The sequence below is a fragment of the Enterovibrio makurazakiensis genome, assembly GCF_050336585.1.
Classification (GTDB): Bacteria; Pseudomonadota; Gammaproteobacteria; order Enterobacterales; family Vibrionaceae; genus Enterovibrio; species Enterovibrio gelatinilyticus.
This window is the reverse complement of the sequence record NZ_JAKJSE010000024.1, coordinates 15083-39077: the sequence shown is the minus strand read 5'-3', so window position 1 is coordinate 39077 and position 23995 is coordinate 15083. Positions and strand designations below refer to the sequence as shown.

Annotated in this window: 27 protein-coding genes and 1 other annotated feature; of the genes, 10 read left to right on the top strand and 17 right to left on the bottom strand. The window is 47.0% G+C overall.

Annotated elements, in window-relative coordinates; translation table 11 throughout:
- Nucleotides 1-64 precede the first annotated feature (64 nt).
- The 4 genes from L4D06_RS18245 to cls form a co-directional block, all read right to left on the bottom strand.
- Nucleotides 65-991, bottom strand: a complete 927-nt coding sequence (locus L4D06_RS18245) for a LysR family transcriptional regulator (protein ID WP_274166851.1) — start codon at nt 989-991, stop codon at nt 65-67.
- 125 nt (nt 992-1116) lie between these two features.
- Nucleotides 1117-1419 (bottom strand): hypothetical protein, encoded by a 303-nt coding sequence (locus L4D06_RS18240; RefSeq protein ID WP_274166852.1) that lies wholly within the window; start codon nt 1417-1419, stop codon nt 1117-1119.
- A gap of 245 nt (nt 1420-1664) precedes the next feature.
- Entirely contained in the window at nt 1665-2093 is a 429-nt protein-coding gene (locus L4D06_RS18235; RefSeq protein WP_274166853.1) for a MarR family winged helix-turn-helix transcriptional regulator, read from the bottom strand.
- Nucleotides 2094-2473: 380 nt separating this feature from the next.
- Entirely contained in the window at nt 2474-3934 is a 1461-nt protein-coding gene (cls, locus tag L4D06_RS18230; RefSeq protein ID WP_274166854.1) for a cardiolipin synthase, read from the bottom strand.
- Between the two features lie 388 nt (nt 3935-4322).
- On the opposite strand from cls, the gene L4D06_RS18225 reads away from it, so the two are divergent.
- The 5 genes from L4D06_RS18225 to L4D06_RS18205 all read left to right on the top strand — a co-directional run bounded on the left by L4D06_RS18225 (nt 4323) and on the right by L4D06_RS18205 (nt 7998).
- A complete protein-coding gene (locus L4D06_RS18225; RefSeq protein ID WP_429740641.1) occupies nt 4323-5669 on the top strand; it encodes a sodium-dependent transporter in 1347 nt (448 codons plus the stop codon).
- Between the two features lie 190 nt (nt 5670-5859).
- Nucleotides 5860-6531, top strand: coding sequence for a TIGR01621 family pseudouridine synthase (locus L4D06_RS18220; protein WP_429740640.1), 672 nt, complete (start codon nt 5860-5862; stop codon nt 6529-6531).
- 62 nt (nt 6532-6593) lie between these two features.
- Nucleotides 6594-6803 (top strand): hypothetical protein, encoded by a 210-nt coding sequence (locus tag L4D06_RS18215; protein WP_274166857.1) that lies wholly within the window; start codon nt 6594-6596, stop codon nt 6801-6803.
- Nucleotides 6793-7737, top strand: coding sequence for a class I SAM-dependent methyltransferase (locus tag L4D06_RS18210; protein WP_429740689.1), 945 nt, complete (start codon nt 6793-6795; stop codon nt 7735-7737). Before L4D06_RS18215 ends, L4D06_RS18210 begins: the two co-directional genes overlap by 11 nt.
- Before the next feature lie 15 nt (nt 7738-7752).
- A complete protein-coding gene (locus L4D06_RS18205) occupies nt 7753-7998 on the top strand; it encodes a hypothetical protein (protein ID WP_429740639.1) in 246 nt (81 codons plus the stop codon).
- A 108-nt stretch (nt 7999-8106) separates the two neighbouring features.
- On the opposite strand, the gene gspS2 is transcribed toward L4D06_RS18205, so the two are convergent.
- The 11 genes from gspS2 to aroF form a co-directional block, all read right to left on the bottom strand.
- Nucleotides 8107-8505, bottom strand: coding sequence for a type II secretion system pilot lipoprotein GspS-beta (gspS2, locus tag L4D06_RS18200; RefSeq protein WP_429740638.1), 399 nt, complete (start codon nt 8503-8505; stop codon nt 8107-8109).
- Between the two features lie 31 nt (nt 8506-8536).
- Nucleotides 8537-8839 carry a YciI family protein gene (locus L4D06_RS18195; protein WP_274166861.1) on the bottom strand — a complete coding sequence of 101 codons (303 nt, stop codon included), beginning with the start codon at nt 8837-8839 and terminating at the stop codon, nt 8537-8539.
- A gap of 87 nt (nt 8840-8926) precedes the next feature.
- Complete coding sequence (gene yciA / locus L4D06_RS18190) at nt 8927-9325, bottom strand: acyl-CoA thioester hydrolase YciA (RefSeq protein WP_274166862.1); 399 nt, start codon at nt 9323-9325, stop codon at nt 8927-8929.
- Between the two features lie 64 nt (nt 9326-9389).
- Nucleotides 9390-9929 carry a septation protein A gene (locus L4D06_RS18185; protein WP_429740637.1) on the bottom strand — a complete coding sequence of 180 codons (540 nt, stop codon included), beginning with the start codon at nt 9927-9929 and terminating at the stop codon, nt 9390-9392.
- Nucleotides 9930-10139: 210 nt separating this feature from the next.
- Nucleotides 10140-10961, bottom strand: coding sequence for a tryptophan synthase subunit alpha (gene trpA / locus L4D06_RS18180; protein ID WP_429740636.1), 822 nt, complete (start codon nt 10959-10961; stop codon nt 10140-10142).
- Nucleotides 10961-12151, bottom strand: a complete 1191-nt coding sequence (trpB, locus tag L4D06_RS18175) for a tryptophan synthase subunit beta (protein WP_274166865.1) — start codon at nt 12149-12151, stop codon at nt 10961-10963. The genes trpA and trpB overlap by 1 nt, the downstream gene beginning before the upstream one ends.
- A gap of 9 nt (nt 12152-12160) precedes the next feature.
- Complete coding sequence (gene trpCF, locus L4D06_RS18170) at nt 12161-13528, bottom strand: bifunctional indole-3-glycerol-phosphate synthase TrpC/phosphoribosylanthranilate isomerase TrpF (RefSeq protein ID WP_429740635.1); 1368 nt, start codon at nt 13526-13528, stop codon at nt 12161-12163.
- Complete coding sequence (trpD, locus tag L4D06_RS18165) at nt 13528-14529, bottom strand: anthranilate phosphoribosyltransferase (RefSeq protein ID WP_429740634.1); 1002 nt, start codon at nt 14527-14529, stop codon at nt 13528-13530. Before trpD ends, trpCF begins: the two co-directional genes overlap by 1 nt.
- 26 nt (nt 14530-14555) lie before the next feature.
- Nucleotides 14556-15155 (bottom strand): aminodeoxychorismate/anthranilate synthase component II, encoded by a 600-nt coding sequence (locus tag L4D06_RS18160; protein ID WP_274166868.1) that lies wholly within the window; start codon nt 15153-15155, stop codon nt 14556-14558.
- On the bottom strand, nt 15152-16735 hold the full coding sequence (locus L4D06_RS18155) for an anthranilate synthase component 1 (RefSeq protein WP_429740633.1): 1584 nt from the start codon (nt 16733-16735) through the stop codon (nt 15152-15154). The genes L4D06_RS18160 and L4D06_RS18155 overlap by 4 nt, the downstream gene beginning before the upstream one ends.
- Nucleotides 16732-17745: a 3-deoxy-7-phosphoheptulonate synthase gene (aroF, locus tag L4D06_RS18150; protein WP_429740632.1), complete on the bottom strand. Its 1014-nt coding sequence runs from the start codon at nt 17743-17745 to the stop codon at nt 16732-16734. Before aroF ends, L4D06_RS18155 begins: the two co-directional genes overlap by 4 nt.
- Nucleotides 17746-17817: 72 nt before the next feature.
- Nucleotides 17818-17909, bottom strand: a sequence feature (Trp leader region).
- Nucleotides 17910-18034: 125 nt separating this feature from the next.
- Here aroF and rnm point away from each other — a divergent pair.
- The 3 genes from rnm to rluB all read left to right on the top strand — a co-directional run bounded on the left by rnm (nt 18035) and on the right by rluB (nt 20810).
- Nucleotides 18035-18904, top strand: coding sequence for an RNase RNM (gene rnm / locus L4D06_RS18145; RefSeq protein ID WP_274166871.1), 870 nt, complete (start codon nt 18035-18037; stop codon nt 18902-18904).
- Entirely contained in the window at nt 18901-19524 is a 624-nt protein-coding gene (locus L4D06_RS18140) for an L-threonylcarbamoyladenylate synthase (RefSeq protein WP_028025208.1), read from the top strand. The genes rnm and L4D06_RS18140 overlap by 4 nt, the downstream gene beginning before the upstream one ends.
- Before the next feature lie 197 nt (nt 19525-19721).
- Nucleotides 19722-20810, top strand: a complete 1089-nt coding sequence (gene rluB / locus L4D06_RS18135; RefSeq protein ID WP_429740631.1) for a 23S rRNA pseudouridine(2605) synthase RluB — start codon at nt 19722-19724, stop codon at nt 20808-20810.
- Between the two features lie 152 nt (nt 20811-20962).
- Here the strand turns inward: rluB and L4D06_RS18130 are convergent, their stop codons facing one another.
- The gene (locus tag L4D06_RS18130; protein ID WP_274166873.1) at nt 20963-21703 is read right to left on the bottom strand and encodes a YciK family oxidoreductase; all 741 of its coding nucleotides are present in this window, start codon (nt 21701-21703) and stop codon (nt 20963-20965) included.
- A 217-nt stretch (nt 21704-21920) separates the two neighbouring features.
- Between L4D06_RS18130 and sohB the strand changes: the two genes are divergently transcribed.
- Nucleotides 21921-22979, top strand: a complete 1059-nt coding sequence (gene sohB / locus L4D06_RS18125; RefSeq protein WP_429740630.1) for a protease SohB — start codon at nt 21921-21923, stop codon at nt 22977-22979.
- 8 nt (nt 22980-22987) lie between these two features.
- Nucleotides 22988-23404: a DUF805 domain-containing protein gene (locus tag L4D06_RS18120; RefSeq protein WP_429740629.1), complete on the top strand. Its 417-nt coding sequence runs from the start codon at nt 22988-22990 to the stop codon at nt 23402-23404.
- 86 nt (nt 23405-23490) lie between these two features.
- Here the strand turns inward: L4D06_RS18120 and L4D06_RS18115 are convergent, their stop codons facing one another.
- Nucleotides 23491-23736 (bottom strand): YciN family protein, encoded by a 246-nt coding sequence (locus tag L4D06_RS18115; RefSeq protein WP_429740628.1) that lies wholly within the window; start codon nt 23734-23736, stop codon nt 23491-23493.
- Nucleotides 23737-23995: the final 259 nt, after the last annotated feature.

Below are 23995 nucleotides of genomic sequence, written 5' to 3'. Positions count from 1 at the left end.
CAATATTAGGGACGTTTGACCATGATTCGTAATAAGGGCTGTTTATCACCGTAATAAGTGATGATTATTGGATGACTTGTTTAAGTTCTTCTTTAATTAGGCCGTTTATCCACTGGGTTAGTGAGTCGTTAGTATTGCGCTGATGAAAAAAGCAATTAACGGCATAGTCGAGTTCGAAGTCTCGTGTGGCGATGTCTATTCGCCTAATAGACGGGTAGTTGCCAAAGGGGAATAAGTTGCTTGTGGCAAAGAACATGTCGGTTTTTTGAATAACATCAACAATGGCCATTGGATAGGCTGATCGAAATCCAATGTTGTATGGAAGCGATAACGCCTGCATCTTTTTGGCGGCAAGAGGCATATCTTCGCTCCAGCCTGGAATGAGTAATGAAGCTAAATCGTAAGCGGAAAACTCTTCCGGTGTTGCGGATTCTCCTTGAAGAGGATGGTCGTGCCTAACAGCGCAGCAAGCGGTTACTCGTGCGATTTCAATGGCCCTGATATGTTTTGGTATACGGTCGTCCGCATAAGATATTCCAGCAAGCAGAAGTCCACTTTCGATATCTTCGAATGTTGTTGATGACCAATTGACGATTTCTACGTCAAGGTTGGGCGCTTTTTGTTTTAGATCCAAAATAAACGTGCCAGCTAGGCTAATCATGACAAGAGGTGCGAGGGCAATGCGGATTTTTTTGGTTTCTGTTAGCGGATCAAAATTACCTAATTCATTAAGGGCGGACTGCATGCTGTTTAAAGAAGGGATGACTTTTTTGGCAATTTCTTCGGCTACTGGGGTTGGTTGTAACCCTGTGGGCACTTTGACGAAAAGATCATCATTGAAAAAATGGCGTAGCTTCTTGAGATTCTGACTAATTGCTGGTTGAGTGACATAAAGTCTTTCCGCTGCTTTTCTGGTATTTCGCTCCTGAAACAATACGAGGAACACACGCAGTAGATTTAAGTCAATGGTGTTGAAAATATCTCGAGACATGCGGGCTCTTAGTGCTGAGTTAACTCATTCCATTATGTAGAACTATTGAGTTATGCTCCAGAGCTACAAGAAAAAAATGCGCTGCCGAGGCAGCGCTAGAAGAGGCATGGCTTTTGCTACTTTAGTTATAAATCTCTCATTAATATTTCTAGTTCTTCTGTTGCTTGTTCTATTAGGCTTTCCAGCTCTTTTGCATCATCGTTAGCAAGCGGTAGTTGCCATTGAACGGGTTTGCCATTTGACGTGTGTTTGCCAACCAATTTAGTCACTCTTCCACTGCGTTCAAATCTAAGATGTTCAAATTCTGCAGCGTGACATTGGTGTTTTTCTACGATTTCCACTTCTATTGTTCCTGTTGGGATTACATGAACATTTGCGTGGAGTTGTTTGGTGTCTTTCAATAGGTAGTTTCTACGTCTTGCCAACATGTGTTGTCCCTCTGTGCGTCATCCCGTACTACTCATTGAGTGTAGACAACAAGATGCATAAAGATCGAAGGGCTTTTGCCAAAAAACACGATAAATGCGGCAAAACTATGATGCATAAATGAAACTTTTTTCTCGTATTGAATGCGGTAATTTGGGACGAGGAAATAGGTAGAAGTGGGGTGCTTTTTGACGAATTTCTATCGTAGATAGTTAAAAAGCCTGACGCCAGGTCAGGCTTTTTGGCGTCACATCGCGCTGGCGATTCTTTGCAGTGATGTTTGGATCGTGTACATTTCTTCTTGCGAAAATAGGTTGTTAACTAATTCTCTGTTAAAGAGCTCTGTCTGCTCTAATTGCTCTGCCATTGAGAGGCCTTTGTCTGTCAATGTTAAGATTTTTGAGCGTCGGTCATTCAAGTCATCGCGTCGCAGAACATAACCTTCCATAACGAGACTTTGAACGATACGGCTGACTTTCGATTTCTCACTGGCTAGATACGGCATGCCCATCAAATCACCTTGGCGAAGCTCATTCTCTTTTGAGACAGCCATAATGGTGATTGCTTGCTCAGAGCTGATACAAATTCCCTTGCTCTCAAGCCAGTCTTGCGCTCGTTTTTCAGATTTAAGGGCAATCAGCCGACACAAAGAGCTGAGCTCCGATTGAATATACACGATAGTCACTATCTAAAAATGTGTGGAAAGAGGCGCGCATATTACCGCTGACTTCAAGAAGAAGTCTAACCTGCTAGACACTCTCTAAGTGAGAGTATGGAGTGGTGAGGATTTACAAATATTTAAGTCTAATTAACTGAATTAAAAGGGCTTATGTTTAGCTTAGAAATTCATCTGTCTTATGGATGAGATGGCTTGTGTATATCGTCGCCTGATTTGTCACCGTTGGCGGTGAAATATCAATCTTATGTCAACCGAATCGAATGTTTATATTGTACTTAAATATTTGTAAATAAACATAAATCGTGATGTGCGTAACACTTTTTTAAGCCAAATATCACAATGCTCACGGCAAAAAATGGAAGCGACATCAATATTTTTTAAAGTAGTGGGCTGAACATGTAGAAAAATTGCTCGATTGGGCGGTTGAGTATTGAGCGTTTTGACCATTGCTCTAGGCTCACAATCGAGGAGTCAGAGATATAAGACTGCTGTATAGCGATCATTTCTTCACAAAAGTCTGGGTCGTCAACACATAGAGTGAGTTCGAAATTCAGCCACAAGCTGCGCATGTCGAGATTTACTGTACCCATCAAGCAAAAATTGTCATCAACCATGACTGACTTTGTATGCAGTAAACCGCCGTTAAATCGATAGATATTAATACCAGCGCGCAGCAGGTCATTAAAAAATGATCGGCTCGCCCAATCCACCATGAGGCTATCGTTTTTCGCAGGAATAATAATGTTGACGGTAACACCACGTTGAGCGGTGGTTTGGAGTGCGCTTAACAGACTCTCACTTGGCACCAGATATGGGGTGGTTATCGTGAGGCTTTTTTTCGCTTGGTGGATGGCTAGCATAAGTACTTGTTGGATGATGCCATCTGGCATACCAGGGCCAGAGGGAGCAACTTGTACTGAATGATTCGCATGTTGGTGCTGTTCGATGAGGCTGCATTGAGGAAGATCAGGCAGATAGCGAAGGCCCGTTTCAAACTCCCAATCCCACGCAAAAATACTGTTTAGGATCGGTACTGACGGACCGTCTACCTTAACCATGATATCAACCCATTGCCCAACCCCCGCATCTTGTTTGAAGAAACGTGGATCGACCATGTTCATGGAGCCAGTGTATGCGATTTTATTGTCGATAATGACAACTTTTCGATGTTGACGAATGTCCAAGCGGCGCAAAAACATACGGGCTGGGCTGACGGCCAGTGCTTCGATTAACTCGACGCCTGCTTTACGCATCGAATCCGGCCAGTGGCTCCTAAAGAACGCTTTGCTACCTGCAGAATCAAGCAGTACTCGAACAGTGACACCTCGCTTTGCCGCGGAACAAATTGCGTGGGCGACATCATCAGCGTGCCCACCGGGATGCCAAATGTAGAACACCATATTGATAGAGGACTTTGCCTGTTTAACCTCTTGAGCAATGTTGCGCAAAATGTCGTTGGTTTCACTAAGCAAAGAGAGTTGGTTGCCAGCAAGTGCAGGAATGCCTGCTCGGCGTAAACATAAGTCGTGGACGGGCCTTGCTAGAAAACTGTGATGGTGGGGGCGATGAGCCTCACATTCGTTGAGTGTTTCAAGCCAACGAAGGTAGGGTGTAAACATGGATTTGGCTCGCTCAGCGCGTTTACGACCTAAGTTCAGCTCGCCGAAGAGCAAGTAAAGAATGACCCCCACGATAGGAATAATGTAGATGATCATCAGCCACGCAATTGATACACCCAAAGCTCGCCGTTTGAGCACAACTCGGATGGTTACACCTGCGATGAGCAACCAATAAAAGAAAACACTAGCCCATACGAGGATCTGATAAATCTGTTCCATATCAATCTATTTAGTTCAAGACGTTATCCAATATAGAGGGAACACTCTCACTATGCACTGAATTTAGTGTCTCGAAGTAGCAAACATGAATAATTACGTGTGAGGTGTGACAACGAAATGCCTGTTGTTAATTTTTTGTGTGATTATTTGATTTATAAAGTAACGATGATGGGGTGTTAATTGGAGGTATATATCGCCTGAAAGAAAAATATAGCGCGAACGCTTCAAATTTTAATTCAGAACTGGTTTACTTGCCATGCTCGTTTCGAAAACGGGTCACCTGTCCAGTGTAAGAATAAGTTTACATCACTGGGCAGGGGAGTGCCATGGACTGGCAGTAGACGCTGGGTATGGATATCAACATCATCGTTTGTATTAGAGAGTGTGTATGGCAAGCAGTAACAGAGCCCAGTTTTCCTCCCGATTAGGATTCATTTTGGCGGCGGCAGGGTCTGCCGTTGGTTTAGGTAATATTTGGGGCTTTCCCACTCAGGCGGCCAGTAATGGCGGCGCCGTATTTTTAATCACCTACTTGGCCATGGTCTTCATTTTGGCATATCCATTGTTAGTGGCAGAGCTAACAATCGGCCGATTTGGTGCATCTAACCCTATTCGTTCTTTAATTTCTGTTGCACCGAAGAACAAGGCGCTTGGGTCAACGGTCGGTATTGCTGGCATGTTGGGTGTGAGTGGTATTTTGAGCTTTTACGCGATTGTCGCAGGCTGGTTCTTTGGCTTCCTGATTGGCCCTCTACTGAGCGTTGCCGGGTTCGAAAATGCAGCGGCTTGGCTTGAAGGTTTTAGCACTGAACGAAACCTAGTGCTGATGGCGGTGTTCATGGTGCTGACTATCTTGGTTGTACGCAATGGCGTTGCTGACGGTATCGAAAAGTGGTCGACCCGTTTGATGCCGGTATTGTTTGTGCTGTTCATTGCGATGGTTGGTTATACCTTGTTTCAGCCTGGCGCGATTGATGGCCTGAAAATGTACCTTGTCCCTGATACATCTCACTTCTCGCCCGATCTTATGGTGAGCGCGATGGGGCAAGCCTTTTTCTCGCTCTCCATCGGTGTATGTACCATGATGGTGTACGGTTCTTACTTGCGTAAAGATGCGGATATTCCAAAGACGGCTGCTCAAGTCGCACTGCTTGATACCGGTGTTGCGTTTGTCGCGGGTCTGTTGATTTTGCCAGCCATGTTTGTGGCGCAAAAGAATGGCGTACAGATCTACAGCGAAAGCGGCGCATTGTTAGATGGTGATACCTTGGTATTTAACGTACTTCCTGCCATGTTCGATACCATGGGGAGTGCGGGTTTGGTTGTTGGTGTTGCTTTCTTTGCCTTGATGGTCATTGCGGCGCTGACGTCATCGATTTCAATGCTTGAAGTCCCCGTTGCGTGTTTATCAGAGGAACTCAACAAAGACCGTAAGACCGTGTCTTGGTGGGTAGGCGGTGCAATCGCGTTATTTTCAGCGGTCATCATTTTCAACTTTGGCAGCATGTTTGGTACGGTGATCAGTGTAACGACGGAATATATGCAGCCGATTTTAGGTGTGATAATGGCATTGATTGCTGGCTGGATCTGGAAACGTAACCAAGTGTTGGAAGAGCTAAGTCAAGGAAGCCCAGAATTAGCAAACAGCGTGTTTTGGAAAGTGTGGCCGACCTATGTACGTATAGTTTGCCCAATCTTGATGGCACTTGTGTTTTTCTGGCCATTGCTGAAATAAATTCTTTGGTAAATATGCCCAATCAATCTGAATCCTGCATATTCAGATTGTTTGGGTATAAAATCCCCAGCATGCTGGGGATTTYGTCTTTCTACTACCAGCGACTTCTCCCAGAGCGCCATTCCGTTTACACTCGGCGCTGATTCAATTACTCATCACACATCTATGACTTACAACAATGGGATTAGGCATGTTTAGTCTGGTCTTTCAAAATAAAGACTTTCTTGTCATCGACAAGCATCCGGGGATCAGTGTTCATAAAGACGACAATGAGCAACCTTTACTCGCCGAAATCGCAAAGCACACCGGTGATAAGCAGCTCTATCTGATCCATCGACTTGATAAAATGACATCTGGGCTTTTGCTGCTTGGGCGTCATCAAGCTGCTGCATCTTCGCTTTCTCAAATGTTTGCTGAAAAGACAGTGCAGAAATTTTATGTGGCGGTGTCCGCGAAAAAGCCAACCAAAAAGCAGGGCATCATCATTGGTGATATGACGAAAAGCCGTCGTTCAATGTGGAAATTGCTGCCTAGCAAAACTAATCCAGCGGTTACTCAGTTTTTTTCAACGGCGGGCGGAGAAGGTCGTCGTTTGTTTTTATGCAAACCGCATACGGGGAAAACGCATCAAATTCGTGTAGCACTGAAAAGTGTAGGCGCAACGATTTTGGGGGACGAGATTTACGGTGGTGCAACGGCTGATCGAGGTTACTTACATGCCTATGGATTACAGTTTGAGCATGCCGGAGAGCGCTTTGAATTTCTCTTGCCTCCCTCAGTTGGCGAAATGTGGTCGATGCTTCCCGAAGAGTGGTCAACACCGTCTGCGTTGTCGTGGCCAAAATTACCTAATAAAAAATAATCGTGGTGGTCTGTGTTTTACAGGCCACGGATCTCCTTAGATGGAGAGCGTTGGAGATAAGCATGCAACATGCTCGCAGTAAGAACCGTAGCTTGAAACAATCTCGCCTGTGGGCGTTGGCGAATATTAGACGACAGCATAAAAAGAAAGTCGCCCGCACACGTACACGCCGTAACTGTGAATTCTATAACCTCCAGATGAGCGGCGCACCTGTTGAACTGTCTAGCCTTGTTAACGATGAGCCAAAGGAAACTAATCATGATGAATCCTGATGCATTAGATACGTTTTTTGATGTTGTTTCTGAGCGAATCAAAGCGTGTGGGAATGAAGTTAGACGCGTTTTCCACGGTCGTGGTCGTTGCTATGAAGGCCTTGAGCAGATCACAGCTGATTGGCTGGGACAAGGTGTTCTACAAATTGCGATCTTTAAAGAGGCTGACCCTTCGTTCTATCGAGCTCTTCGGGATGGAATAGAAAAATTTTGCCAGAGCGACATATGGAAGAACGCTGGTGGCACAACGGTAGTTTTACAACACCGTGACCGTGAAGGCGCTGAAACAGAGACCTTAGTGGGTGAGCAACCACAGCAAATCAATGTGATTGAGAATGGGCTTACTTATAAGTTGGATTTGGGTAAACGCCAAAACAATGGGCTGTTTCTTGATATGCGTTTAGGGCGAGAGTGGGTGCAAAACAACGCCAAGCATAAACGTGTGCTGAACTTATTTGCTTATACCTGTGGTTTCTCTGTTGCCGCGGTTGAAGGAAAGGCTGACCAAGTCGTTAACTTAGATATGGCAAAGTCATCATTGTCTCGTGGTCGTGAAAACCACCAACTCAACCAACATAACCTCAATCAAGTGGCGTTCTTGGGGCATGAGTTATTTAAATCATGGGGCAAAGTTAAAAAGTATGGCCCATATGATCTGGTCATTATCGATCCGCCTTCATTCCAGAAAGGCAGCTTCGTGTTGACTAAGGACTACGCAAAGATATTGCGTCGCTTACCTGATCTTGTTGAAAAAGGTGGGGACGTGCTGGCATGTGTTAATGCACCAGATATTCAGCCAAGTTTCTTGATGGAACAAATGGCTGAGTGCGCACCTGAGTTTGAATTTGTTTCTCGTTTAGATAATCCGCCAGAATTTGAAGATATTGATACAGACAGCGCGCTGAAAGTGATGCACTTTAAACGTCAGGGTTAATGGCGGAGACACAACATGGACGCTTTTCAACGGATCAGTGAATTGGAGTCAGGTCATCATGAGGTGATCTACCAAAATGGTCGTTGGGGATTGACGATAAAACGTTATGGTCATGCGGTAAAAGTGTTTGCAGAGTCGTTATCAGGCAAGGATTTCATCAGCGGAAACTTGTATTTGATCGATGATGTCTGGTCACTCAAACCCTGTGAAATGCCCCGTGAAAAAGTGATGTCATTTATTCTTGGCTTTCAGGCGCCGTGAGCGTGATATTTCTTCGACACTGATGGCACGATATCGATTGAGACGTTTGTAATAGCGTTAAAAATCCCGCATTAGCGGGATTTTTTATATCGAGAATACGCTGAAAACTTATGACGCAGTGCAGTCGTTTGCCGATATTACACGATCAAATACTGGGCGTCCGCGAGCATCTCTCACCAACAGTTTGTAACTCACGCCTTTCTCTAGCAGAGACAGAATTTCGTTGTCCGTGCAGTAGGTTTTTTTCAATTTTTCGACCAGAGCAGCTGGCGCAACGTCACCGCTTTCTGCGTAAAGTAAGGTGAGTTCAATCTCAGAGCCGTTGGCTTTAGCGCGGACCAAGTTATAACCGTTCATGTTCACTGGAACAATTTTGCTGAGTATGTCGGCACGTTGCTCTGCGAACGATTCAGCGATTTCTTGATCTGAGGTAGTCGAACAAGCAGATAGCATCAGTGCAACGGCACCAGCTAAAGCGATTCGACCTGTTGTAGAAAATTTTCGCATTACAGGGTCCTATGCGTTTGCTGTCAGCCAGTTAGGCTGGAAGCACTTTCTTGAAAGGTTTAACGATAACGTCTTTGTAGACGCCAGCGTCGATATAAGGGTCAGCATCAGCCCATGCTTTTGCATCGTCGAGGCTATCAAATTTTGCGATAACGGTTGAACCTGTGAATCCCGCTTCGCCTGGGTCTTCACTGTCGATGGCAGGGTTAGGGCCAGCAACTAATAAGCGTCCCTGTGAATCCAATTCGCGCAATCGTGCTAAATGTTGCTCTCTTACCTGTAGGCGTAATGGCAAACTGTTTTCAACATCTTGTGAAAAAATGACGTACCACATCCGTGTTCTCTCCGCGTTAATTCGTTTCTTGTTTCATTGGCCTATTGTAAGCAAGGCTAAAGATTCATGCTGACGCTATTGTCTGATTTATGACTTATTTATCGCTCTTGGGCGGCCGTCACCATCAATCGCCACATAATTGAACGTTGCTTCGCAGACTTTCTTCCGCTGACCCACGCCATCGGTCGCGACGGGCTTGATCCATACCTCAAGGCTAACACTCATGGACGTGCGCCCAATACGGGTGCATTCACCGTAACAGCATACGACATCACCGACCGATACTGGGGTTTTGAATACAATCTCTTCGACAGAGACGGTGACAACTCGACCGTGGGAGACTTCTTTCGCCAAAATGGCACCAGCCAAATCCAATTGAGACATGATCCAGCCGCCAAAAATATCGCCATTGGCATTGGTATCAGCGGGCATCGCCAATGTACGCAGCAATAGTTGACCACGTGGGCAATTGTTTGTTTCCGACATCTTACTACTTCCGAGATGAGGTGTTTAAGTCGCGAAATTGGGCAGATGATGCTGCCCATATTCATTATTCTGAATCGGTGTCTTTGGGTAAATGCTTGTAAATATATACCCCTGTAGCCAGCGTGTACGCCAATGTGATCGCCATTAAGCCAAATACTTTGAAGTTGACCCACACGTCCAACGGCAGGGTATAAGCGATATAGACATTAAGCACCCCCAGCACAGCAAAGAAGGCAACCCAAGCATTGTTGATGTTACGCCACACAGGCTCAGGCAGAGTGATTTCTTTGCCAAGCATACCTTTGATCAATGGTTTCCCCATGATTTGGGAAACAATCAGGCCGACAGAAAACAAGGCGTAGACAATGGTCACTTTCCATTTAATGAAATTGTCATCGTGGAAAAAGAGTGTCATACCGCCAAACACTGCGACCAATGTTGCGGTGACGATCTGCATTTTCTCTACTTTTTTGTACAGAACCCACGTCAAGATCACTTGAAGAATCGTTGCAACGATTAGCGCACCTGTTGCGGTGTAGATGTCGTACATCTTGTAGAGTGCAAAGAATATAATTAATGGGATGAAGTCGAGGAGCTGTTTCATGCAAGTACTTGTCCTTGTTTGCTTCCCATTAAAATGAAATTGTCATTGTGTGGGGGCTTTAAGCGTTATAACGAAGTTTACAGAAATCTTGCTTTAGATAAAACGTGAATGGTCGCTTGGTATAGAAAAGGCCAGCATTGCTGCTGACCTTTTAGGCAATATGACCGTCAAGTACCACCAATTGATGGTGACACTAGAAATATCGGTTTGCTATTTGACGGTCGCGGCTTTCAGGTTAACCACAAACTCACCGAGCTCTTTCAGCATGGTGGCTTCGTCATCAACATTTCGCTCAATGATTTTGACAACGGCAGAACCTGAAATGGCACCCGCAGCGCCTGCCGCGATAGCTTCTTTCACCTGTGACGGCTCGGAAATACCGAAACCAAGAAGTGGGCGAGGCGCACCGTAATCGCTAAGTTTCTTCAGCAAGTGATCAATCGGTTGACCCGCTTTGGTTTCTGCACCTGTTACGCCAGCGCGAGATAACAGATAGGTGTAACCGCCGCCAAGTTCTGAAATGGTTTTCAATGTGTCTTCGTTTGCATTCGGTGGCGCAATGAAAATGGCATGAACACCATGCTTTGCCGCTGAATCACGAAACTCTTTCGATTCGCCTGCTGGCACATCGGCTATCAATACCGAATCCACACCGGCATCGGCGCATTTTGCGTAGAAGTTGTCGATACCGTTCGCAAACACTAAGTTTGCGTACATCAACAGACCCATAGGGATTTCAGGGTGGTTTTCACGCACTTGGCGCAGAATGTCAAAGCAGTTGTCTGGTGTGGTACCTGAATCCAATGCACGAATTGCTGCACCTTGAATCGTCGGCCCATCAGCCAATGGGTCAGAAAAAGGAATACCCAGCTCCAGTGCGTCTGCACCATTTGCCACAAGGGTTTCAATAATCTTTAGTGATTGCGCTGGGTTTGGATCGCCAATGGTCACGAAAGGAACGAAGGCACCTTCACCTTTGGCATCGAGGTTTTCAAACATCGCTTCATAGCGGTGAGACAAGGTCGCAGCCATTACATCACTCCTTTTTCTTTCAAAATGTCGTGCACGGTGAAGATGTCCTTGTCTCCACGACCTGACAAGTTAACCACTAACAATTGTTCTTTCTCTGGGTTCTCGCGTGCCATTTTCAGCGCATATGCCAAGGCGTGTGCTGATTCTAATGCAGGAATAATTCCTTCATGTCGCGCCAACTCTTGGAAAGCATCAAGCGCTTCATCATCGGTAATCGCGACATATTCGGCACGGCCTATGGAATTCAAATGCGCGTGCTGAGGGCCAACAGATGGGAAGTCGAGACCCGCTGAGATGGAGTACGATTCTTCCACCTGACCATTCGGGTCTTGCATCAGTGGTGATTTCATACCAAAGAAGATCCCCAGCTTACCGTGTTTGAGTGGTGCGCCGTGTTGGTCTGTGTCCAAGCCTAAACCTGCTGGCTCAACACCAATCAGGCCAACATCAGATTCTTCGATGAAATCAGCAAACATACCGATCGCATTTGAACCACCGCCTACACAGGCAATGACGCTGTCAGGCAAACGACCTTCGCGTTCCAAAATCTGTTGCTTGGTTTCTTCACCAATCATTTTTTGGAATTCACGTACTATGGTCGGGAAAGGGTGAGGACCTGCTGCCGTACCCAATAGGTAGTGCGCATCTTCATAGCTTGCAGACCAGTCGCGTAGGGCTTCGTTACAGGCATCTTTTAGGGTTGAAGAGCCTGAATGAACTGGAATCACTTCAGCGCCCATTAGCTTCATGCGGAATACATTCGGGCTTTGACGTTCTACGTCTTTTGCACCCATGTAAACGCGACATTTCAAATCTAGCAGAGCACAAGCCAGTGCTGTTGCGACACCGTGTTGCCCCGCACCTGTTTCAGCGATGATCTCTTTCTTGCCCATACGCTTTGCTAACAGAGCTTGACCCAAAACCTGATTGGTTTTGTGGGCACCACCGTGAAGTAAGTCTTCACGCTTTAGGTAAAGCTTGGTCTTGGTGCCTTTGGTCAGGTTGCGCGTCAGCGTCAGTGCGGTAGGGCGACCTGCGTATTCTTCCAAAAGGCCAATAAATTCCTTCTGAAATTCTGGGTCACTTTGCGCATCAATAAACGCTTGTTCTAGCTGGTCCAGTGCTGGGACCAAGATTTGTGGTACGTACTGACCACCAAATTCGCCGAAGTAGGCATTCAACTTAGTCATAACTGTCCTTTAGTAATCTCTAAGCGCTGAGAATGCAGCGTCCAATTTTTGTTTATCTTTGATACCCGGCGTGCTTTCGACGCCAGAGTTGAAATCGAGTCCTGCGCAGCCCAGTTGTGCTGCGTCTTTTGCGTTTTCTTCTGAAAGGCCACCTGCAATCATGACGGTGTCTTTGCGATCCTCGGGAATGAGGGACCAATCAAACGCTTTGCCTGTTCCGCCGCTTTGTGTTCCCACGCGGCTATCGAAAAGGTTTCTGTCGGCATTGGCTTCCAAAGTGGGAGCAGTATCGCTCACGCCATGGGCTTTCCAAATTTGAGTGTCGTTTGGTAATGCTTCACGCAGCGCCTTCACGTAGTCGCCATCTTCATTGCCGTGTAGCTGAACTGCCGACAGTGATAGTGCGTTTGCTGTCTCAGCAACCTCTGAAAGTTCATGGTTTTGGAACACGCCAACGTAAGCAAGCGGTGCGCCTTCCATGACTTTTCGAGCCGCTTCCACGTCTACGAAGCGAGGGGATTTTTCTACAAAAATCAGGCCGCCGTAATTGGCGTAGGCGTCATAAGCCGCTTTTGCATCTTCTGCGCGTGTAAGGCCACAAACCTTGTTGTCACCGTAAAGCACTCGACGTACCGCACGTTCAACATCGTCTTCTGACATTAACGAGCTGCCGATCAAGAAGCCGTTGGCGAAAGGTGCAAGCTCACGCACTTGTTGATGGGTATAGATACCTGACTCTGAAATCACGATGGTGTCTTCAGACAAACGCGGTGCGAGTTGCTTCGTACGGTTTAGGTCGATGCTTAGATCGCGAAGGTTACGGTTATTTATGCCAACCACTTTTGCGTTAAGTGCAATGGCGCGTTCCAGTTCTTCTTCGTTACTGACTTCTGTCAGCACACCGAGGTTAAGTTCATGCGCGAGTGCAGACAGCTCACGGTATTCGTCGTCGTTGAGCACAGACAGCATCAACAAAATGGCATCAGCTTGATGAAAACGCGCGAGGTAGACTTGGTAGGTGTCTACCATGAAATCTTTGCACAGTACTGGGCAAGGCACTTGACCGCGGACTTGTGGCAGAAAATCGAAGTTACCTTGGAAGTACTTTTCGTCTGTCAGGACAGAAATCGCCGCGGCGTGGTTGCCGTATACGCTGGCGATGTAATCCAAGTCGAAGTCATCACGGATCAGGCCTTTTGATGGCGAGGCCTTTTTGCATTCCAAGATAAACTTGGCTGGCTTGCCTGAAAGCGCATCGTAAAAACTGCGATCACTTGGGACGACTTCGTTGATGAAGGTGTCTAGCGGTTGTGCCGCTTTGCGTGCTTCAATCCAAATGCGCTTATCCGCAACAATTTTTGCTAGTACCGTTTCCATTAGTTGCTCCGTGACGCAAGTTGCTGAACAAGTTCGAAAGGTTTACCGCTGTTCATCACATCTAACGCTTTTTGCGTGTTTGCTTTCAGATCTTCATGCCCGAACAGGCGAAGTAGAAGTGCAACGTTAACGGCAACCGCGCTTTGCTGTGCTTCTGTCCCTTTGCCTTGTAAGATCTGTGTGATGATTTCCCGGTTCTCTTCTGGCGTGCCCCCTTCAATGGATTTGAGAGGGTGGGTGTTAACGCCGAAATCTTCCGGTGTCAGCGTGTATTCGGTGATCACGCCATATTTAATCTCAGCCACCGTGGTTTCACCGTGAATCGCGACTTCATCAAGCCCACTGCCGTGAACAACCGCTGCGCGTTTCAGGCCAAGGGTTTTGATGGTTTCTGCAATCGGTCTTACCAAGGCTTTGTCATAGACACCCATCAATTCCAGCGTTGGTTTTGCAGGGTTAATTAATGGGCCTAACAAATTAAAGATGGTGCGTGTTTTCATGGTTTGACGAACAGGCATCGCGTGGCGAACACCGCTGTGATATTGCGGAGCGAACAAGAAGCATACGCCCAAATCATCCAATGCGCCGCGTGCCGTTTCTGGGCTCATAGCTAAATCAATACCAAAAGCGGCAAGTAAGTCGGAAGAGCCGGATTTGCTCGATACGCCTCGGTTACCGTGCTTGGCAACTTTTACACCACAGGCTGCGGCAACAAAGGCGGCTGTCGTGGAAATGTTGATGGAGTTAGAGCCGTCACCGCCAGTGCCAACAATGTCAGCGAAATCATAGTCTGGTGACGGGAACGGGTTTGCATTTTCCGTTAATGCAGATGCCGCGCCCGCGATTTCTTCTGGCGTTTCGCCTTTAATTTTTAGCGATGTTAACGTTGCCGCCAACAGGATAGGGTCCATTTCACCTTTGATAATGGTGTCGAACAGCTGATGGCTTTCTTCACGAGACAGAGATTCTTGTTCGTAAAGCTTATTAATAATTGCGTCCATGTTTACTCTCCTTGTCTTGTCGTCCATCAGCGCGGCTGTGTCGCCCAGTTGATTGTATTTGTTAGAAGGTCTGCGCCTTTCGTTGTTAAAATTGACTCTGGATGGAATTGGAAACCGACCACACGATCGGCGTCGTTCACGACTGCCATGACTAAGCCTTCCACATCTGCAATCACATCCAGTGAGTCAGGTACCTTGGTGGCAACCAACGAGTGGTAGCGTGCAATGGTGAGCGGGCTTTCAATGTCGCCAAATACGGCATGAGCGTTATGTGTCATCTGGGATGCCTTCCCGTGGACAATTTCACCCGCGCCAGCAACCACGCCGCCATAGGCTTCTGTGATGGCTTGTTGGCCAAGACAAATACCAATCATTGGCACTTTGCCTTTCAGTTTTTGGATCAGTGCAGGCATGCAGCCTGCTTCTGATGGCGCACCTGGGCCAGGGGACAGCACCACAACAGGGTTAGTGAGCTCACTAACGGCTTGCTCAATTTGCTCTGCGGACAAACTGTTGCGGTAAATCTTCACTGGATAACCCAATGAACGAAACTGATCGACCAAGTTATATGTGAAAGAGTCGAAGTTATCGATCAGCACGATGTGTGCATTAATGACTTGGCTCATTGTGCACCTCCTGAGTGTGCTGCTCGAATTGCTGTCAATACAGCTTGCGCTTTTCCGCGTGTTTCATCAGCTTCGGCTTGAGGAACGGAGTCGAAAACCACGCCAGCACCTGCTTGAATTTGAGCAATACCATTTTCAACGTACGCAGAACGAATCACGATACAAGTGTCCATGTCACCGTGACCGGTTAGGTAACCCACTGCGCCACCGTAGCTACCTCGACGGCTTTTCTCGAACTGTCGAATCAGCTGCATAGCACGAATCTTTGGTGCGCCCGTTAATGTGCCCATGTTCATACACGCTTGATAAGCGTGAAGGGCATCCAGATCATTACGTAATTGACCTACAACGCGGGACACGAGGTGCATAACGTGGCTGTAGCGGTCTACTTTCAATAGGTCTGCAACATAACGAGTTCCCGGTTCACTGATGCGTGCTACGTCGTTACGTGCCAAATCAACCAGCATCATGTGCTCGGCTTTCTCTTTGGTGTCATTGCGCAGTTCTAGCTCGATCCGACCGTCTAAATCTAAGTTGATTGACCCATTTGGATTTTTACCTCTAGGGCGCGTGCCTGCAATCGGGTAAATCTCTACTTGGTTGGTATCTTTGCTGTATTTAAGTGCGCTTTCAGGAGAGGCGCCAAATAAGGTGAAGTCTGTGTCATGCATGTAGAACATGTATGGACTTGGGTTGCCTTGTTTGAGCTTCAAATACGCATTCAGTGGAGAAGGGCAAGGCAGTGTGAATCGACGACTCGGCACGACCTGAAACACATCACCTTTGACCACGTACTGTTTGAGTTCGTCCACTGCCGCGCAGAAATCTTCATCGCTGACAGAGATGTCGAGGTGAGAAGTATCTACTACCTCTGCATTTGGCATTGGAGTAGGGTTCAGGCAGCTTTCTTTGATGGCTTGTAGTCGACGGCTAAGATCGAAATACGTTTCGGTGTTTTCTGCACCGCCAAACTGCGTACCTTGAAGGGTGGCATGGCGCCGCTGGTGGTCAATCACCAACAATGTTTCGGCGACATAGAACAGGTAGTCTGGACATTGATTACCTGAATCTACCTCAGGTAAAGGCTCAAATTGTGCAACGAGATCGTAGGCAAACAAGCCACCGATCATGAGTGCTTGTTCAGGCAATCCATCCAGATTAAAAGCATGTTGAACTAAACGTAGCGCATCAAAGGGTGAAGGCTGACGTAAACGTGCGTCTTCATCCAGAGTGCGGTTTTCCTCAGGAAAATGAAGTGTTAGTAAATCATCAGTACGTTGCGACTCAACCGCCAAACCTTGCTTAGAAAGCTCAGCATCCACTGCGCTAAGAACATTTCTACCATTCTTTGTTTTGGCTTCGAGCTCTACGGTTCTGTCGCGGCATACGATACGCACGGCGGCATCGATGAGCATCAAACTTTTTAAGTCCTGCTTGGAATCCACTTCTGCGGATTCGAGCAGTAAGCTATAAGGACGGTCTTGGCAGACCGCCGAATACAATTCTGTCGGAGCGGCGACGTACGGCACATCCAGGCTAAGTACGTCGAGTTCGCCTTGTTCTAAAGCGTGGTTTTTCACAGCGTTCTCCCTGCTGCTTCTACAAAGGGTTTTAGTTCCTGCATCAACTGCGCGAACATGTCTCCGGTGAGCGCTTGATGTCCGTCAGACAGCGCYTCTGCTGGATTGAGGTGGCTTTCAACGATGATACCGTCGGCGCCTACCGCTGCGGCCGCACGAGAAAGTGGGATCACAAGCTCGCGAACACCCGTGCCATGGCTCGGGTCAACGACCACTGGAAGGTGGCTGCGCTGCTTGATATAAGCGACTGCATTCAAATCCAACGTGTTGCGGGTTGCCGTTTCAAACGTGCGAATGCCGCGCTCACACAAAATAATGTTCGGGTTGCCAGCATCATAAATGTATTCTGCTGCTAGCAACAGCTCCTCGATAGTGGCGGAAAGTCCTCTTTTTAACAAGACCGGTTTGCCACTTTCGCCAACCGCTTTTAACAATCCGTAATTTTGCATATTTCGCGCACCGATTTGAAGGCAATCAATGTATTCACAGAGTGAATCAACCTGACTCACTTCCATGACTTCAGATACGGTGGGCATACCTGTTGCCTCGCTGGCTTTTTTCAGCAATTTGAGACCTTCAACGCCCATACCTTGGAAATCATAAGGGCTGGTTCGTGGTTTGTAGGCGCCGCCTCGCAACGCGCCAGCGCCATGACTTTTTACGACATCTGCCACAGACAGCAATTGATGTTCGGATTCGACTGAGCATGGGCCGGCGATTACCGCGAATTTGTTGCCACCAACTGGCATATTGCCAATACGCACAACACTGTTGTGTGCCTGCACTTCACGAGACACCATTTTGTATTTGGACAGGATTGGCTTGACCTCTTCCACCAAAGGGTCGCTGTCTAAGTGCAGTTTTTGTAATACGCGTTCATCGCCCAATGCGCCAAGGACAATACGTTCGACCCCAGGCATATAAAGGGGCTTGAGGCCCGCTTGTTCGATTTTGCCCAGAATAGCTTTTGCTTGTTGCTCAGTCGCTTGGGGTTTTAATACGATGATCATCTTAAAAATCCTTTTTTGGTGCCGCCACCTTCAATAAGGTGCTCAATGCATTCCGGGCGGTAAAATTTAGATATAAAAAAACCCGCGTTATGCGGGCTTGGTGACGTCTTTCTTTTGGCTATCACTCATCACACCGCCCGCTATTGGGAGTGCCACCACCAGTTAATCAGTGCTGTTTGTTGGATGAGGTTATGCTGTACCATGAAGACGTAATCCATTTGAGTTAGTAATCGTGTACTAGTTAACTAGTGTATGGCGGCAAAGTCAAGCAACGAATTGAAGAAAATTAATGCTATTTGATTTACACAGCCACACCACAGCGTCTGATGGACGTTTTAGCCCTGAAGATTTGGTGAAACGCGCCGTTGATTTCCGTGTCAATGTGCTAGCTATCACCGATCATGACACCATTGCAGGTATCGCGCCGGCGAAACAGGCCGTGGTCGATTTTGAGCTTCCGTTACATATCGTTAATGGAATCGAAATCTCGACGGTTTGGCAAAATAAAGATATTCACATTGTCGGCTTAAACATTGACCTTGAATCGCCCGAACTTTTAGCGCTTATTGATGCTCAATCTATTCGTAGAGAAGCACGTGCAGAACTGATTGCAGAACGCTTAGATAAACAAGGTATGCCCGGCGCGCTAGAAGGCGCGAAAGCATTAGCGGGAGATGTGCCGCTGACTCGCGCGCATTTCGCCCGTTGGATGGTTGAACAAGGTTATGTAAAAACCATGCAGGCAGTGTTCAAAAAATACCTAACGCGCGGCAACCCTGGCTACGTGCCGCCAAATTGGTGCACGATTGAAGAAGCAGTTGATGTTATTCACAAAGCGGGCGGTCAAGCGGTGATTGCGCACCCCGGTCGGTATAAACTCACGGCCAAATGGTTGAAACGTCTGCTCCAAACGTTTGCTGATGCTGGCGGGGATGGAATGGAAGTGGCTCAACCTCAACAAGCACCGAATGAACGTCGTCTATTGGGCGACTATGCCATTCAATTTGGTCTTGCAGGCTCCCAAGGTTCTGATTTTCATTACCCTTCTCCCTGGCTAGAGCTGGGGCGTAACTTATACTTACCGAAAGGGTGCTCGGAAATATGGGAATCTTGGACGTTGCCGACATTGGAAGTAGTGCCTTTACAGGAGGAAGTATGAGCCAATTTTTTTATGTACATCCTGAGAATCCCCAAACACGTCTAATTACGCAGGCCGTTGCTATTGTGCGTAATGGTGGTGTCATTATTTACCCAACGGACTCGGGTTATGCCCTCGGTTGCCAACTTGAAAATAAGTCAGCGCTAGAGAAAATCTGTCGTATTCGTCGATTAGATGATAAACACAATTTCACGCTACTGTGCCGAGACTTATCAGAGATATCGGTTTATGCGCGTGTTGATAATACGGCTTATCGTTTAATCAAAAACAACACGCCAGGGCCGTACACCTTCATTCTGAAAGCGACGAAAGAAGTGCCGCGTCGTTTGATGAACCCGAAACGAAAAACCATTGGTATTCGCGTACCTGACAACCGAATCGCACTCGATCTATTGGAAGCTCTAGGCGAGCCGATGATGTCGACGTCGCTGATCTTACCCGGTAATGACTACACCGAATCGGATCCTGAATCGATTCGTGACCAACTGGAACACACGGTTGATGTGATTCTTAATGGCGGTTACTTGGGGGAACAACCAACAACAGTGGTTGACTTCAGTGATGACGGTGAACCCGTGATTCTCCGTCATGGTACAGGTGATACCAGTCCCTTCGAATAAACTTAACGTTGCGCGATGAGAATGGAGGCGGAAACTTTCCGCCTCTGCAACGCTAAATTTCCATTGCTGTCGGTCAGTGTTTTCTAAATGAAATGGTGTATTCGAGCCTCTTTTGGCATAATACGCCGTTGCCTCTTTTTTGGGGCGTTTTCTTTCCGACATCGACGCCTGTGAAGGCGACAGTAAGGTAAACGTAAATGAGCGAAAAATTACAGAAGGTGTTAGCCCGTGCAGGTCTTGGTTCTCGTCGTGAGATCGAATCCCTGATACAAGAGGGTCGCGTCAGTATCAATGGTATTGTTGCCAAACTGGGTGATCGCCTTGATGATGTCAATGCTAACATTCGTGTTGACGGGCACAGTGTACAAGTTGCTGCACCTTCTGAAGTTGTGTGCCGTGTAATGGCATACAACAAACCAGAAGGTGAGTTGTGCACACGCAGCGACCCTGAAGGTCGTCGTACCGTTTTTGATCGCCTCCCTCGTCTCAATGGCGCCCGCTGGGTAGCTGTAGGTCGTTTGGATGCGAATACGTCAGGTTTGATGCTGTTCACCACAGATGGTGAGTTGGCTAACCGCTTGATGCACCCAAGCCGTCAAGTAGAACGTGAATACATGGTTCGCGTGTTTGGCGAAGTGAATGAGCAGATGGTGAAAAACCTCGTTCGTGGCGTAACACTTGAAGACGGCGAAGCCCGTTTTGAAGATGTTGTTTACGCTGGCGGCGAAGGCATGAACCACACTTTCTATGTTGTGATCACTGAAGGTCGTAACCGCGAAGTCCGTCGTATGTGGGAATCACAGGGTGTCACGGTAAGCCGTCTTAAGCGCGTGCGTTACGGCAATCTGTATCTAAACAAAGAGCTACCTCGTGGTGGCTGGATGGAACTGGAACTGGAAGATGTTAACTACCTGCGTGAGTTGGTAGAGTTACGACCAGAGAAAGAAACCATGATTACGGTTGAAGCGCAGAAACGTAAAGCACGTGGCCAGAAAATCCGTCGTGCAGTGCGTCGTCACGAAGAACGTGTTGAATCAAGTGATACTCGCAAACCACGTCGTGGCGGTCAGCAAAGTAAGCCTGCTGCTCAGGGTAAACCTGCACAAGGCAAACCAGCGCAAGGTAAGCCTGCTCAAGGTGGTAAGCCAGCGCACGGTAAGCCAAGCGGCAGACCTGCTCAAGGTAAACGCGGTAACGGTACTGGACGTCCGGGTTCTTCGGGCCCAAATCGTGGCGGTCAATCGTCTTCTCGCCAAAAGCAAGGTGATAAGCGCCAAGGGCGTTAAGAGTCAAACGGAAATTAAAAAGCCAGCAGAAATGCTGGCTTTTTGTTTTTCTGGGAAGCGAAAGAAAACGAGGAGAACATGCTCAAATTGAATCTAGTATGAAAGGCAGAATTCTCTAAGTGTATGTCTTAACCGCTTCCATTCAATGAGGCTTACTTTGGTTGTGCATCGATACACTGACCACTCACGCTAATCCCTTCTGGCGCCATCAGGTAGAGATACAATGGCATAATATCCAGTGGGGTTTTGAGTTTGTTTGCTTCCTCAGCAGGGAAAGCAGATGCTCGCATTTTCGTACGAGTACCACCTGGGTTGATCGCATTCACTTTGACGCTGGTGTTACTTAGTTCGTCAGATAGCACTTGCATCATGCCTTCTGTTGCAAACTTCGACATCGCATAGGTACCCCAGAAGGCACGGCCAGCATGACCAACTGTCGAAGACGTGAAGACTAATCGAGCGTCATCTGATTTTTGTAAGAGCGGTAACAAAGCTTGTGTCATCAAGAACGTGGCTTTTACGTTCACTTGCATGACTTCATCAAAGGCTTTCTCTTCGATTTGATCGAAGGGGCTCAATACACCTAGCATACCCGCATTGTGCAATACGCCGTCAAGGCGGCCAAATTGTTGCTCAATGGTATCAGCCATGTCTAAGTAGTGCTGACGAGTGGCGCCTAACATATCAAGAGGCACAATGGCTGGTTGCGTGTAACCAGCGGCTTCTATCTCATCGTAAACGCGTTCTAATTTCTTAACTGTGCGTCCTAGCAGAATGACGGTTGCACCGTGTTGTGCGTAACTGAGGGCGGCTTGTCGTCCAATGCCATCTCCTGCACCCGTCACCAAAATGACCTTGCCGTCTAATGCGTTGGCTGCTACTTGATACTCCACGTTACAATATTCCTTTTTATCTTCGGCATTTCAGCCTGTTAATCTCAACGCCCACTTTTTGAAACGCATAGGCATTTCATCGCGGCTACAAGCCATTGTAAGGTGCTGAACCTCAATTAAACAACTGGCGAATACAAAGAAAACGACACGACACTTGCACTTTGCGGGTCGATGTTTAGTAGAATGGTCGTATATAACTATAAATGAGGAATACAGTTTGGAATTCTTGCTTGATTATGGCCTGTTCCTGGCAAAGATATTGACCTTTGCTGTGGCAGTCATCGCAGTACTGATTATCGCAAAAAGTGCGGGTGGCAAACAGGGCCAGAAAGGAGAACTAGAAGTAACGAACCTGACTGAGAAACATAAGGATTTGATTCATTCCATGGAATCTTATCTTTATGATGAAGTGGCGCTAAAGGCTCGCGACAAAGCAGAAAAGAAAGCGGAAAAAGCCAAGGCAAAAGAAGCAAAAGCGGATGCAAAGAAAATGACAGATACCGTGTCATTGGAATCTAGCCGTAAGCCTCATGTTTTCGTTTTGGATTTTAAAGGCAGCATTGATGCGCGAGAAGTGACCGCATTGCGTGAAGAAGTCACCGCTGTGCTTGCGGTGGCAAAAGAAGGCGATGAAGTGTTGATCCGCCTCGAAAGTGGTGGTGGCATGGTGCACGCGTATGGCCTTGCTTCGTCTCAGCTTGATCGCATCAAGCAAGCAGGCATTCCGTTAACGGTTTCCGTTGATAAAGTAGCGGCGAGCGGTGGCTATATGATGGCCTGTGTCGCGGACAAAATTATCGCCGCGCCGTTTGCAGTTGTGGGTTCAATTGGCGTCATTGCGCAATTGCCAAATTTCAATAAATTGCTTAAAAAACATGATATTGAATTTGAGCAAATCACCGCTGGTGAGTTCAAACGTACCCTTACGATGTTTGGCGAAAATACCGACAAAGCGCGTGAGAAATTCATGACTGAATTGGAAGAGACGCATACATTATTTAAAGATTTTATCGCAGATCATCGTCCTTCATTGGAACTAGAGAAAGTGGCGACAGGAGAGCATTGGTTTGGCAATCAAGCTCTACCGTTAGGCTTGATCGATTTCATTGGAACCAGTGATGACTACTTGGTGTCTGCAGTAAAAGAAAAAGACGTTCTGGGCGTTCGTTACGTGCAGCGCAAAAAGCTCGCTGAGAAATTGGCTGGTGCATCAGCAGAGGCGGCGGATCGCCTATTGCTGAAGTGGATCAGTCGCGGTCAGCGACCAATCGTTTAGGAGTTTACATGAACAACCAAAAGTGGGCGTTGTTTTCATTCCAAGGTCGAATGAGACGCCGTGATTATTGGCTATATAGTTTGCCTGTATTGGTCATGGTATTGCCAACTTTGTTTTATCAAGGCGGAAACATCGTGCTTGATGCGCTTTCAATCGCGATTTCCCTGTTTGCAATTTATGCATCAATTGCACTGAATATCAAACGCTTGAAAGATAGAAATAAAAGCCCTTGGTGGATAGCTGTGACTTTCTTGCCTTTGATTGGTCCTATTTTCGCTTTGGTGGAATTAGGCATTATGGATGGTACACCAGGTCCAAATCAGTTTGGCCCAGATCCGAAAGGGCGAGGTGGCGATAAATCTGATCAAGGCGGTAACTCTGTTCGTGAGGACAAAGAAAAAGATACCGCAGTGTTTGAGGGTTAAACCTAGATTTGGACGAAAAAATGCCACCTTTGAGGTGGCATTTTTCTGGTCGGTATTGGCGATATTGAGAGTGTCAATTCGTCCAATCACTGCAAGGTATATTGCTTGGAAAGCTGGTGTGCAAGATACTTGAACATATTGAAAACAGCGGTGGTTTTCGGCGTTGGCAATCCGTTGTCGTCCAAAAAATATTCGCCTTTAAAAACCATCACACCCGCTTTTTCATCAACCGAATTTGCAAGCATACCTTCTAGGTAAGCATCGTGTTCTTTGATCATTTGATTGGCAATGGTTAGCAACTCATTAGCGCTAATCGGTGTTTTCTCAGACATACTTTTCTCGGGTAAATTGAAAAAGAGCGCCTATTATAGCCTGAGCGTCTATAAAAGAGGACATGGTTACGATTGCTTCGAATTGATCGTTAGTCATGCTGCTAATTGTGAGCCAAGCCAGAAAAATTCGAAGTGAAATGGTAAATAGGTTGCGGTCAATGGTAATGATTACCGCGCTTGCAAAAGTGAGACGACGTTAACCCTCCGGAAAAACCTGTTTGTTGTTTACAACCGCTTAACAACTGCGGAAGCTGCGACC

Coding starts and splice junctions, on each gene's coding strand:
- L4D06_RS18245 (WP_274166851.1), bottom strand. CDS start 991: ATGTCTCGAGATATTTTCAACACCATTGACTTAAATCTACTGCGTGTG.
- L4D06_RS18240 (WP_274166852.1), bottom strand. CDS start 1,419: ATGTTGGCAAGACGTAGAAACTACCTATTGAAAGACACCAAACAACTC.
- cls (WP_274166854.1), bottom strand. CDS start 3,934: ATGGAACAGATTTATCAGATCCTCGTATGGGCTAGTGTTTTCTTTTAT.
- L4D06_RS18225 (WP_429740641.1), top strand. CDS start 4,323: ATGGCAAGCAGTAACAGAGCCCAGTTTTCCTCCCGATTAGGATTCATT.
- L4D06_RS18220 (WP_429740640.1), top strand. CDS start 5,860: ATGTTTAGTCTGGTCTTTCAAAATAAAGACTTTCTTGTCATCGACAAG.
- L4D06_RS18215 (WP_274166857.1), top strand. CDS start 6,594: ATGCAACATGCTCGCAGTAAGAACCGTAGCTTGAAACAATCTCGCCTG.
- L4D06_RS18210 (WP_429740689.1), top strand. CDS start 6,793: ATGAATCCTGATGCATTAGATACGTTTTTTGATGTTGTTTCTGAGCGA.
- L4D06_RS18205 (WP_429740639.1), top strand. CDS start 7,753: ATGGACGCTTTTCAACGGATCAGTGAATTGGAGTCAGGTCATCATGAG.
- gspS2 (WP_429740638.1), bottom strand. CDS start 8,505: ATGCGAAAATTTTCTACAACAGGTCGAATCGCTTTAGCTGGTGCCGTT.
- L4D06_RS18195 (WP_274166861.1), bottom strand. CDS start 8,839: ATGTGGTACGTCATTTTTTCACAAGATGTTGAAAACAGTTTGCCATTA.
- yciA (WP_274166862.1), bottom strand. CDS start 9,325: ATGTCGGAAACAAACAATTGCCCACGTGGTCAACTATTGCTGCGTACA.
- L4D06_RS18185 (WP_429740637.1), bottom strand. CDS start 9,929: ATGAAACAGCTCCTCGACTTCATCCCATTAATTATATTCTTTGCACTC.
- trpA (WP_429740636.1), bottom strand. CDS start 10,961: ATGGCTGCGACCTTGTCTCACCGCTATGAAGCGATGTTTGAAAACCTC.
- trpB (WP_274166865.1), bottom strand. CDS start 12,151: ATGACTAAGTTGAATGCCTACTTCGGCGAATTTGGTGGTCAGTACGTA.
- trpCF (WP_429740635.1), bottom strand. CDS start 13,528: ATGGAAACGGTACTAGCAAAAATTGTTGCGGATAAGCGCATTTGGATT.
- trpD (WP_429740634.1), bottom strand. CDS start 14,529: ATGGACGCAATTATTAATAAGCTTTACGAACAAGAATCTCTGTCTCGT.
- L4D06_RS18160 (WP_274166868.1), bottom strand. CDS start 15,155: ATGAGCCAAGTCATTAATGCACACATCGTGCTGATCGATAACTTCGAC.
- rnm (WP_274166871.1), top strand. CDS start 18,035: ATGCTATTTGATTTACACAGCCACACCACAGCGTCTGATGGACGTTTT.
- L4D06_RS18140 (WP_028025208.1), top strand. CDS start 18,901: ATGAGCCAATTTTTTTATGTACATCCTGAGAATCCCCAAACACGTCTA.
- rluB (WP_429740631.1), top strand. CDS start 19,722: ATGAGCGAAAAATTACAGAAGGTGTTAGCCCGTGCAGGTCTTGGTTCT.
- L4D06_RS18120 (WP_429740629.1), top strand. CDS start 22,988: ATGAACAACCAAAAGTGGGCGTTGTTTTCATTCCAAGGTCGAATGAGA.
- L4D06_RS18115 (WP_429740628.1), bottom strand. CDS start 23,736: ATGTCTGAGAAAACACCGATTAGCGCTAATGAGTTGCTAACCATTGCC.